The organism is Lysinibacillus sp. KCTC 33748 (genome assembly GCF_002237755.1).
GTDB lineage: Bacteria > Bacillota > Bacilli > Bacillales_A > Planococcaceae > Lysinibacillus.
On record NZ_MWSJ01000005.1, the window covers coordinates 29,280 to 41,143 of the forward strand.

Consider the following 11,864-nt stretch of genomic DNA (forward strand, 5'->3'; position numbering starts at 1 on the left):
CCTGATTATTCTTGTAGTAGTATTGCTTTGTGTCTAAAATCAAGGTCAAAATCACCCTCAGATGTGATATAGTTGCTTCCTCGAATTAGCTCAAGGTATTCATCATTGTGTGAATCATACCTGTAAACACCGTTAACTTGATTGCTTGATACAATCTCTTCATTCTCACAATCAATGTAAACTTCTTCATTGTTATTAAGGTCTTTGAACTCAACTCTCTGACCTGTGGTAAAGTTAATGATTGCAATATCACCTTTACCGTTTTTCTTTCTCATCCAAATTTTAGGTTTAATAGGGAAGTCACCTGTGTTCTCAATAAATCCATATGGCTTTAATTCAATTTCTAAGGATTGTAGATAAGGTTTTATAGCTTCATTATCTGCAACCATGACTATCTGAAATTGGATATATAATCCTGTCAAAACATATTCATCTAAGAGGTCATAAGAAGTTATAAACAATCTCTTCCAATCAGTCCAATCAACCTGATTATAGGAAACTCTAAAATTGTATTCTACTGTTTGGTTGTGAATGTTGATTAATGTTTCTTTGATGTTTGCAATATATCTATCTAAGTTATTTGAGATAAAGAAGGTAGGGGAAGTATAGACCCCTCTAGGAACGCTTAATCTTGACCAAGTAGTCATAATATCACTCAACCTTACCGAATGGTCTAAATTCAGAGGAAATCCCTACTTGCTTCCACTTAACTGTTGCTTCTTTTCGCCATACTACAGAGCCATCAACTACTGTACTACTAGGTAAAACGCTTGACCAAATAGGCTCTGATGTTCCTGTGATACCTGCTGTCTCACAGATGTAGTAATACAATTTACTGCCGTTTACTGCAAATATAACATCGTTTACTTGGTAGTTATAGTTAGGAAACCACTTGTTACCATTAGCGTCATAAAATTCAACACCTTCACCAACAAGGAAAGTAGGGGAATGTACCATACTTTTTCCTGCTGTCACACAGCGATAAATATTACCATTGTCAGGCTTTGCTTTAATTTCTTGACCTACAGTGTAGTTTACTTTTGGTTTCCAAGAAGGGGCATTTAATCCTTCACGAATGTTGACCCAACCAACATATCCACCAATAACAGGATTTTTATTCCAAATAATTTTTCCACCCTCTATTACTTGACCTGTAGGTAAGTCCTCAGGTTTTTCAATTGCTTCTGTTAAGTATTTTTCAATTGTTGAAAAGTTTTTGCCATATCCAACAATAGTTTCTTTTATATCATCATTATCAAAAGTGTTATTAGTAACAATATCTAGTTCTAATCCACCGTTAGATTTTTCCATTAAGTTATTCCTCCCCAATTACTAGTAGTTGCATAGACATTTCCCCATGTTGATACGGTAGTGTCTATTGTTAAACCATTAGATGTATTTTGCATGTTTATCTTTTCTCCTAAAGAAAAGCTTTCATCATCTAATAGAACATTTGAACCAACGTTAGTCTCACGAAGCTCAATGTTTTCTTTTGTTTGTTCGAATGAGTAGCTGTATGGGGAATCACATCTAATATTTAATTCGATATATCCCTCATTTAAACCATTGTGGAATAGTTGACTATCACCCTCGAACATTGCATAAAACACTCTATTTGGGTTAGAGTCAAACACCAATGGCTTATAATGTGGTTGGAAGAACCAACGAGCTAATTTCCTTAGCGTGTCCTTGTTTTCCCAATCTGCAATAGCAAAAGACAAACTAAAAGAGAGTGGCTCATGTTCCACTCTCTGAAAGTAAGGTTTTTCACGATTTGCTATTTTTTTCTCAATGATTTGTCTGTTAGGGAGGAAGTTTTCTTCGAATAGACCATCGTTACTCCATGCTATGAAAACTCCCATATCCTCAGACGAAATACCATCATACATAAACTGTATTGATTGTTTCATTTATCGTTTTCCTTTCTCTCTTAGTAGTCTGTTTTGAATTTGTTTTGCAAGGTAGTCAATATCATTTTTAGTTCCATTGAACTTATCAATATTAATATTCACAACAGTTGATTTCTCTGTTTCTGTTGGTGTGCTAACTGAATTTACTTTTGGTGAGGCAGGGAGAGCGATTACACCATTGATAGTTCGCATTACATTATCCATAATAGAAGAAATGCGTAACATGCGTTCTGTGTCAAGAGGGTTGCTCACCAGTTCATTTTGGTGAAGTAGTGCTAATCTTCCACCTTTACCATCTGTACCACCTGTAGAACCAAATCCTGTAGTCATACCACCAGTATCTGCACCAACAAAGTCATTGGAAGCATTGCGTCTTAAGTTATCAGCATAATTGATTAACTTGTTTTTAAGGTCGTCAAAGCTAACAACAGTTGAGTTATCCAACATGTATTGCCCAAGCTCTGCCTGTTGTTTACCTGATAACTTGCTAAGTGATTGTTCGTAGGAAACGGTAGGGGAGATAAGAGAAGTATGCATCCTTCCTGAATCAGCAATTTTTGTAGCTGTCCCATTAAGGGCATCTTTTTTGGCTTTGGTGTTAGCTAAAGGCATTAGATATTCTTTCATGTATTTTGCAAGCATAACTTGCTTATCTCCATGAGTCATAACTTTCCCTTTGCTTGCTGTTTGACCAAACTCCTTGATGTAATCTAAATACTCTTGTGTCATGAAGCCACTAGCATCAGAGTTATTTTGGAAGTAGCTACCGAGTTCACTGATTTGACTACTTGACATTGAATCAAAAATAGAGCCTAGTGATTGGTTAGCGTTGTATTTAGAACCTTCTGCTCTACCTTCTTTAGCAAGTTTATCAGCTTTGTCTTTGATGTTTTTAATTCTAACTGCATCTTTTTTAGGGTCAAGAGAGCCTGCGATTTTTTCATTCATGAACTTAGCTAAAATAACTTTCATATCAGCTTCGGTAAGTGGGTCTGTTTTACCTGCATTTTCAACTGTTTGGTTAGCATCAGTAGAGAAGTCATGTTCGCCTGTTACATTTTTTGCTAAGTTTTGAACCTTTTCAATTTCTTCCTCAACCTTTTCTATTTCCTTTAAGAGTCTTTCCATTTCGTTGATTACATTCTCACGAATGGAAGTACCTACAGCTTCCCATGTACCATCGAATCTATCTTCAAGGTCAGGTAAACTAGCTTTAAGTTCACCAATGTATTTATTATATAGTTCTTGAACTTTTCCGTAATGACCTTGTGCCATTTCTTCTCTAAGTTCATTAAACTTAGCTTCATCGTTAAGTAAGTCTTCATAATGTTTTTCCCAATATTTTTTCTGCTTATTGAGAGAGTCTAAAACTTCCTTAGAATATTCATCCTCTTTATCTTTTAGGTCTTCAATATGCTCAGTTTTATCGTCAAGCATATCATCAAGCTGTTGCTCACGAAGGCCTTTCTCGTATTGATATTTTTCTTCATTAATCTGTTTTTCAATCTCTGCAATTTGTTTTTGAAGTTCTTCTTTCTCTTTAATACCTTCATAAGTATTTACGTTAGAAAGAAGATTTAATTTGTTTTGTAGCTCTTGTTTTTGAGTGTTAAGTTCATCTAATTTATTGCCATAAGTTCTATCTCTATCAGCATCTTGAATCTCTCTACGTTTAGCATCAATGATTTTAGTATAAGCTTCAAGCTCTTTGTCATACTGTTTCATCACTTTTTCGTGACGCTCTTCCTCAGCTTCAATTAACTTATCAATAGCACTAAGTTGAATGTCCTTAGCTTCTCTATAAGCGTCTTTTAAGGCATTTATAATATCTTCTGCAAGTTTATTACGCATTTCTTCAACTTTATCATCAACTGCTTTTGCAAAGTTATCAATAGCATCTTGAGTGTCTTTAACAGCATTTTGGACATCAAGGTATGATAAAGCAAGTTCTTCAAGTTGCTCTTCAAGGTCTTGAAGCTTTTGTGAGCCTAAGTCCAAGCCTTGCATTTCTGCCTTCATGTCTATTTCTTTTTGCGCAATCTCTATAAGTTTCTTTTGATAAAGCTCCATATCAGATTCAAGAGTTTTTAAGTAGTCTCCTGAGCCTTCATCAAGCAATCCTCTTAATGACTGATTGTAGCTAAGTTCGAAGTCAATATCATCTATTTTAATATCATGAGAGGTAGCGACAGCTTGAACCTTTTCATAATTTAATTGATGGAAAGCCTCATTAAGTTCAACAAGTTCTTTTTTTAGTTCACCTGCTCTAGAAGTAAGTTCCTCATACATTTCAATTGTAAGATTCCCTTTGCTTAGCATTTGGTTTATATAGTCAATTTCTTGTTTAGCAGTAGTTAATTGGCTTTTACGAGTGTTAGCCATAATTTCAAGAGTTTTTCTGTATCGTTCACTTGTGTTATCAAGCGATTGAATCTTAACTTCTTCCCATTCAAGTACCTTTTGGTGCTTTTCCATATGATAATCGAATTTAGAAAGTTTGCTTGATATTATTTCATTGTAGTAAGCTTTGATTTGATTTTGAGATTGTAACATTACCTGTTGTAGCTCGTATCTTCTATCAAGCAATTGGTCTTGTTGGTTTAAATCTAGACCTCCTGCATCATACATTTTTTGGATATATGCATATTCAGCTTGGTAGCTTTTCAACTTACGTTGTTCGGCAGTATATTGTTTATTAACGCTATCTTCATACGCTTTTGAGTATTCAAGCATATTTTTTTGAAGTTCTGCTTGTTTTGCAATAGCATTGTCTTCCATATCTCTATTACGTTTATAAGCATCCATTTGTGACTTGATAGTGTTGAAGTTATTTTCTGATATTTTATCATTATTAGCCATGATAGCTTGTATCATAGATTGTGATTCAGAATGCACTCTTGCATAATCATCATCGCCTGAGCCACTACCTGCTGTAGCTCCTGAACCTGCATAAGTGTTATAAGCGTTGTTTGCATAATTAACTCTGTTGTTGTGCCCTTTGCTACCTGCTTTTTCTCCACTACGCTCATAAAGAGTATTGAAGTTTGAAGCATGTTCTGTCGCAGTTAGTGTTCTGTTTAATGAATGTAGAGCTTGTTTTTCTTTGCCTTGAAGCTCTTTCCACATGAAATCAAGCTGTGTTCCTAAATCGTTTGCACTAGTTCCTTTGCTCTTTGCGAAAGAGTTTAGTTCTGATAGTCTACTACCTCGCCACTGTGCAATACCAAAGGCGCTACCTTGAGCGTTTTTACCTGCTGTAGAGCTAAAGCTAGATTCTTGTTGAATATTCCCCATAATCCCTGCAACAGCACTATCGCTAAGTCCTTTAGATTTAAAGAAGTTCCAAACTGTGGCTTGAGTTGAATTTCCATTTGCCTTAGAACTACCACCTGAGGTTACACCTTGTCTAGCGCTAGCAATATATGAACTAGGATTGATAGTTTGGTTACTAGAATTTCTAATTTCATAATGAAGGTGAGAACCATCTCCACCACTACCACTTCTAACAGTTCCAGTGTTACCAATTGTACCTAGTTTAGTTCCAGCTGTAATCTGTTGACCTTTAACAACAGATACATCATTCATGTGAGCATAGTAGTGTTTATTGTTGTTAGCATCTTGAATAATAACTAAATTACCATATGACTTATCTTCACCAATCTTAGTAGCGTCACCTGCTTTTAAAACTTTACCGTTGATGTTTGACTCAAGAACATCACCGATTTTACCATCTATATCAGTACCTCTGTGATTATCAGAACGAGTACCATATTGCGAAGTAATTTGTCCTGACCAACCTTTCGGTCTAACTGTACCACCTGTGCCTGAGACAGTTGTTGAACTTGAATTAGTTACTCCATTGAGGTCTTTTAGTTTTTGATTATATATGTCGTTTTGCTGTTGAAGTAATTTGTTTTCATCTGCAAGAGCTTGTCTATACTGTTTAGAGTAAGTAGGGTATTTCTTTTGTCTACTTTCAACCTCTTTTAAAGAAGTGTTAAGCTTATCAAGTGTTAAAGTATACTTATTAGTAATTTTCTCTAATTCTGATAGCTCTTTTTTTGCATCTTTTGTTGATTCACTGGCTTTATCACTAGATTTAGAGTAATTATCTGTTGATTCACTGGCTTTATCACTAGATTTAGAGTATTTATCATTAGAGGTACTTAAAGAATTGATTCCTGTGTTCAATTTTGCTAATTCTTGATCTAGTTTAGCTTTTGTTGTATCATATCTAGATTGGTATGCTATTGCAGTAGCCTTCATAGCCAATCCTGCAACACCGCTAAAACCAGACATAAGCAATGCATTTTTTTCATGGAAGTTTTTGGCTTTTTCTAATGCCTCTAGCTCTACTTGAAGATTTTCAACACGAGCTTTTGCACCAACGGCAGAATAGTAAGTTTGCTCTTCTTCTGAGTTGTACTTACCATCTGTTAAGTTTTTGTAAGATTCAGTAAGAATCTTATTCATCTTATTCTCAGCCTCTATGCTTTCAATTCTAATCTCACCATTTTTAACAAGGTGAGGGTAGAGAGCCTTTAGCTTTTTCATAGCGTCTTCTAGTTTAGCCTGTTCATCTGTTGTTTTATTAGTTACGCTCGAAAGGTATTTATAAATACCTGTCAACTCGTTTGTCTCTGATATTTGTTTACCAGTGACACCTAGCATTTCCTCTCCTAGAGAGCTGAAACTTTTGATTTTCTGTGCGTACTCCACCAAAGGGTCTATAACATCGGCAAGACCTTCTGCGCCTTCGTTATGAGTTTTGAAATATTCCTCAGCTTCTTTGCGCCCTTTACCTTGAGTTTCCATGATTTCTTTAATTGCTTTTTCTTCGTTAAGTTTAGATTCTATGAAATTATCAAGAGTATTTTCATATGTTTCATAAAGAGCAGTACCTTCTTTAATACCTGAGTCTTTTAGTGCTTTTAGGATACTTCCCTTTATAGTATTAAATGATTCACCATACTTTTTCTCAAATTCATCAACATCAGTAATACCACTTTTTTTCATTTCAGAAATAGTATCCGCTAATTCAGTAAAGTTTTTCTCAATATCAGCGTCTTTTTTACCTAACGCCATTGTTATAGCTTCATTGAAATCATCTAAATCAGACTCAGTTTCAGCTAAGTTGATAACACTGTTAGCAACATCTTCAAATACTTCTTGACCTTCTGTAGAGAAGTCTCCCGTCAATTTAATGGTATCTTCTAGGTCTTTTGTATATCCTGTTTTTAAGACATTTAAACCTGACATAACATCTTTTTGACTTTGTAAAAGCTCAAAGTAGATTTGCTCTAAATGTTTTTGAGAAGACTCTAAGTCAAAAATAGCACCTTCACCAAGGTTTAACTCAGTCTTTTTAGCTAAAGCTTCTTTTACTCTTTCAATTGCAAGTGCTACATCATCAATACTTTTTAAAGAGTTGCCACTCCATAGGTCTTCATTGATACCTATACCCTTAGTAAGTTTATCTTTAAGTTCATCGTAGTTATGACTTACAAGTTCCATTTTATGAACATAGGCATATGCACTTTCTAGATTAAGCTCTGTGTCTCTATTTGCACCTTTAATAGTGTCTCTGGCTGTCTCTTCTGCTTCTTCTTGCTCTTTTTTTCCCTTTTCAGCATTAAGTAGTTTTTGAACCTCAAGCTCTTGTTTTAGAATGTCAACTTTAGTTTCTGCTTGCATAGAAGAAACTAGAATTTTATTACCATATTCATCTTCACCTTTAACTAAGTTAGGAAGTAGTTTACCTAGTTCATTTTGAGTATCAAGTAATTCTTTATACTTTTGAGAATCTAGTTGTTGTCCTTTGCTTTCTGCTGAAAGTGTACTATATTTAGATAATAAGCTATCAATAGCTTTTTCATTGTCTGCAAATGACTTTACCTCTTGCTCATTTTTAGCGATAAGTTCTTCCTTAGCTTTTTGAGCTTCTTCATACCTAGCAGTAACAAATTGAATAGCAGCGCCTGCTATCGAACCAACAACACCAACAGCCCCTAAGGCATTAGATAACATATTAGCACCTTTGGAAAATTTAGATGTGCTATTCGATGCTGCATCCGATGCTTCTGCAATTGAAGAAATTGTTTGGCCAAACTCTATAGCTTTAGCTGAATAGTCTGAGACTTGCTTTCCAAGACTGGTATCTTCAGACGTATTTTTTTTCAAGTCAGTCATTTTAGTATTAATATCTATAAGAATAGAGCGGAGTTCTTTAAGTGCTCCAATAGTTTCATTAAAGTCAGTAGGAGGTGAGGGTATTTCTTTTACATGAGAAGGTGCTTCTTTAACAGTAGCTTGTACTGTTTCTGAGCTAACGACAGGTGTAACATTTGCGACAACATCAATTTTGAACTTCGGTAAAGACATTTTATTAATCTGTTCTGAAATGCGTAGCTTCGTTTTTTCAACATCAAGCTCCATAACAGTTTTAAGACCTTGTAGTTCTTTCGTTTCAACAGTGTCTTTAATATGATTAAATGCGCCTTTAGCAAGTTCTAGTTTTACTTTTGCCTTAGCGAAAATAATTTTTTCTAGGCTTTTATTAATGTTTTCGACACTAGCCTTTTTTTCTAAAATAAGCTCAATTGGTTTTTGGTTTACTTTAACAGTCTCTATAAATTCGTTAATATTTGCTTTAGATTGTTGATAGTTCACACCAAAAGAAATCTGAAGTGGTTGTACCTCAATTTTCTTTAAAGCACTCTTGACTGTAGTTTGTGTTGCTTGTTCATTAACATAGAAAATCAAAGATTTCTTAGCTTGTTTTTGGTTGTTTAGGAAAGTTTGAATGTTTGCTTTACTTTGTCCAACTGCAACATCAAAACTAAGGTTAATGTTTTTATTTTTATGCTTGTCTAAAAATGTTTTGATGTTTTTATTAGATGCACCAACATTTACACCAAAAGTTAGTTTTTTATCTTTCATTTCTTTAGATAAGAATGTATCAATCCTTTTTTTGGATTTATCTTTATCAATATCTAACGAAACCAAAAACTTTACTTCGTTATTTGTAATACTCAAAATGTTTAGCTCCTTCTTTATTCGTCGTTGTGCAACTATTTTGTTGCAGTCTAAAACCCTCAAGTAAACCCCTAACCGAAATAGGGTAGGGATGTAATTCAAAGTATTAGAAAATATCATCTAGTTCATCTGAATCATCTTTTATAACATAGATAGATGTTGTTTCAGTAGAGATGTGATTTAAAAGCACCTTAGCTTTATTAATGTCTTTTCCTTCTTCAACTACTAAGTGTGTCGCTCTTGAGCGTCTAAGTGCGTGGGGTGTTAGTTTATATCCTAAGATATAATTGAACTTATTAGTAAACCACGCATTGAAAGCGTCAGGACTAAGTTCTTTTGTTTCACCATTCTTAAACTTACGAACGAAAACATATGGGTTATCGTCTTCACCACGAATTTCAAGCCATTTTAAAATAGCTTGTCTAGCTTCTTCGCTATACATCAGTTTGATCGGTTTACCAACCTTACCTTTACCTTTACCACGAACATGAGGTGTTGCGTAGAAGTCTTTGTTCTTTACCTTAGGCATATCAAAGAACTCTTTTTTCATCTGAGCAATTTCTGCTCTACGTGCGCCTGTGCTGTAGCTTAATAAGAAGTAAGCAATCATTTGATACTCACCTTCTTTTTCAAGCTCTGCAATAAGCCTGTCAATATCTTCTTTCGCTACAATATTCTTTTCTCTCACAAGCTGTTTAGGAGGGGAGGGAATAGCCTTGTTGAAGATATTTCTAAATTCAGGGTAGTCTTCGCCATAGTAAAGTTCAATATAGTTACAAAGTGAACTTACTGCTGAGCGTTTGAACTTAACAGCATTAGAAGATAACTCTAATGACATCAAGTGATTCTGATAATCTAAAGCGTGTCTTGCTTTTAATTTGTGGATAGGGCTGTTGTCAAATTCATCTTTAACATATCTCACAAAGATTTTTAATGCGCTTGTATATTGTTTAAGTGTTTTATCTGATAGATGTTGTTGTTTCAAGAACTTATTAACAATCTTTCTATTCCACTCATTACATTCAAGCCATTCTTCATTAGTTACAGGAGGTATTTTAATTGCCATTTTCTCACCTCCTTCAATTGTTGATACCTTGCTCTAAAGCTTTTTTAAGGTGTTTGTTATAAGTAGTTTTATCTAGCTTTTCTGCTGTTGCTTTTGCAAATGGTCTAGGTTCAGCCCATTTTTCATCAGGGTTATACCAACCATTCTCAGAATTGCTAGAGGTGTGCTGTACATCACTACCATTTTCAATTAGCTCTGAAAAAAAATAGCCATCCATTGAATCACTAGTGAGGTTTTCAAAGTCAGAAGCGAAGGTATTTCCATTAAGCTTATGTTTTGTAAATACCATATTTCTAGCGTCAGAAAGACTGCCAGCATCATAACTACGCTCATAATAGTCATAGACTTCTGTGTAAACAGAATCTACCATTGCGTGTCTAAACACGTTTAGAACTTGTGGGCTTTTAATGGTGTCTTTCACTTTACCTTGAACATATTTTTCTAAATCCTTGATATTACTGAATGTAGGCAATTACATCACCCTAACTTATTTAAAGTCTCCTTTTGTTTCTAATGCTTCATTAATTGCTTCTTGAGCCAATACAGCTTTTTCAGCAACCTTGTTTACACGTTCGATTACTTCTCCAACTTGATTTTGGTCAAAAATTTCATCGAAGAATAGGTCAAATAAACCAATCTTCATTAATGCTTCCATTGCCATAATCTTTTCTTCGAACGTGTCACCGATTTCATTTTTAAAGTGAGAGAAGTATTTAATAATAAGCAATAGCTCATATTTAATTAGTTGTTCTTCACTTTCAAAGAAACTGTATTCTTTTTCGATTGCGTACTGCATATCGTTGAATAGCTCAAGAGTTAGCTTCTCAACTTGAGTGCGGTCAAAGTATTCGTTATACTTAACTGTTTTTTTAGTCTCAGGGTCAACTACGAACGTAGACATTACATCTACTTTCTTAGATTCTGCTAGAATATCTTTTAATTTAATTGGTGACTGTCTTTTTGCTGTCATGGTAAAATCTCCTTTTTATCGGTTAATAGTTTAGAAATAAAAAGGGGAGAGGTTGACCTCTCGCCCTGGTTTTTATAACATATTATTATTTTTCTTATTTACGTGGTTTAAGCAGGATTGAACCCATTTCATCAGCACCCTTAGGGTTAATTACTGCGAAATTGATTTCAGGTGTGTAAACATTGCCGTTCTCTAATGAAATGTCAAACTCACCACTAGGGATTGTTTCAGGGAAATCAAATAGAATATCTGCTTTTACTTTTGCAGTGTCTAAGTCATAAGCAATTGTTTTCATTTCTACTCTGTATTTTCCTGCGAACTTAGTAGAATCAATAGAAATCCTTTGACCTTCTACTTCCTCTTGATAGAATACATGTAACTCTTGTCCTGCTTTGAAAGTGCCTTTAGCTCCTGCTAATTCAACAGCTTTCTTAGTTTTGTCTGTTAAAGAAACAACAACATTTAAAGTCTCTTGCGTACCATCAGGTAGTTCAACTTGTGCTTTAGTTCCTACGATAGCACCATCAGGTAATACGATTTCGTTTGTAGAAGTGGCGCTGTCTACAACAACAATACCTTTAGTATTTGCTGTGAATTGACCTTTACCGTTTTCTTCTACAGCTACACCTTGAGTCATTGCCCAATACTCAATATCAGCTACTGCTGAACGCATTGCTAAATCAATTGCTTTGTCAGTACGAATTTTGTAAAGTTTTTTGTTACCGATACCGCCTTTAAGGTCTTCTTCTGAGATAGAGCCTTTGATACCTGCTAACTGCGCTTCCGCGTTTAGTACCACTTTACCTGTTTCTAGGTCAGTGATTGTTACATCTGCTGTGTCTTGAATTACGATTTTACCCATTGAGTAAATTCCTCCATTTAT

At 34.8% G+C, this 11,864-nt stretch carries 8 protein-coding genes; all 8 read right to left on the reverse strand.

Features of this window, described 5'->3' with window-relative positions:
- Window positions 1-5 precede the first annotated feature (5 nt).
- The 8 genes from B1B04_RS09260 to B1B04_RS09295 all read right to left on the reverse strand — a co-directional run bounded on the left by B1B04_RS09260 (window position 6) and on the right by B1B04_RS09295 (window position 11,843).
- Window positions 6-647, reverse strand: a complete 642-nt coding sequence (locus B1B04_RS09260; RefSeq protein WP_079561195.1) for a phage tail domain-containing protein — start codon at window positions 645-647, stop codon at window positions 6-8.
- 4 nt (window positions 648-651) lie between these two features.
- A complete protein-coding gene (locus B1B04_RS09265) occupies window positions 652-1,311 on the reverse strand; it encodes a hypothetical protein (RefSeq protein ID WP_079561196.1) in 660 nt (219 codons plus the stop codon).
- Window positions 1,311-1,910 (reverse strand): distal tail protein Dit, encoded by a 600-nt coding sequence (locus B1B04_RS09270; RefSeq protein ID WP_079561197.1) that lies wholly within the window; start codon window positions 1,908-1,910, stop codon window positions 1,311-1,313. The genes B1B04_RS09265 and B1B04_RS09270 overlap by 1 nt, the downstream gene beginning before the upstream one ends.
- Window positions 1,911-8,945, reverse strand: a complete 7,035-nt coding sequence (locus B1B04_RS09275; RefSeq protein ID WP_170938947.1) for a phage tail tip lysozyme — start codon at window positions 8,943-8,945, stop codon at window positions 1,911-1,913.
- Between the two features lie 106 nt (window positions 8,946-9,051).
- Window positions 9,052-10,011, reverse strand: a complete 960-nt coding sequence (locus B1B04_RS09280; protein ID WP_079561199.1) for a tyrosine-type recombinase/integrase — start codon at window positions 10,009-10,011, stop codon at window positions 9,052-9,054.
- A gap of 13 nt (window positions 10,012-10,024) precedes the next feature.
- Entirely contained in the window at window positions 10,025-10,483 is a 459-nt protein-coding gene (locus tag B1B04_RS09285) for a hypothetical protein (protein ID WP_079561200.1), read from the reverse strand.
- 15 nt (window positions 10,484-10,498) lie between these two features.
- Entirely contained in the window at window positions 10,499-10,981 is a 483-nt protein-coding gene (locus B1B04_RS09290) for a hypothetical protein (protein WP_079561201.1), read from the reverse strand.
- Between the two features lie 94 nt (window positions 10,982-11,075).
- Window positions 11,076-11,843, reverse strand: a complete 768-nt coding sequence (locus B1B04_RS09295) for a hypothetical protein (RefSeq protein ID WP_079561202.1) — start codon at window positions 11,841-11,843, stop codon at window positions 11,076-11,078.
- Between the last annotated feature and the right edge of the window lie 21 nt (window positions 11,844-11,864).

Excerpts from the sequence above, each read along its gene's own strand:
- B1B04_RS09270 (WP_079561197.1), bottom strand. The coding sequence starts at position 1,910 with ATGAAACAATCAATACAGTTTATGTATGATGGTATTTCGTCTGAGGAT.
- B1B04_RS09260 (WP_079561195.1), bottom strand. The coding sequence starts at position 647 with ATGACTACTTGGTCAAGATTAAGCGTTCCTAGAGGGGTCTATACTTCC.
- B1B04_RS09280 (WP_079561199.1), bottom strand. The coding sequence starts at position 10,011 with ATGGCAATTAAAATACCTCCTGTAACTAATGAAGAATGGCTTGAATGT.
- B1B04_RS09290 (WP_079561201.1), bottom strand. The coding sequence starts at position 10,981 with ATGACAGCAAAAAGACAGTCACCAATTAAATTAAAAGATATTCTAGCA.
- B1B04_RS09295 (WP_079561202.1), bottom strand. The coding sequence starts at position 11,843 with ATGGGTAAAATCGTAATTCAAGACACAGCAGATGTAACAATCACTGAC.
- B1B04_RS09265 (WP_079561196.1), bottom strand. The coding sequence starts at position 1,311 with ATGGAAAAATCTAACGGTGGATTAGAACTAGATATTGTTACTAATAAC.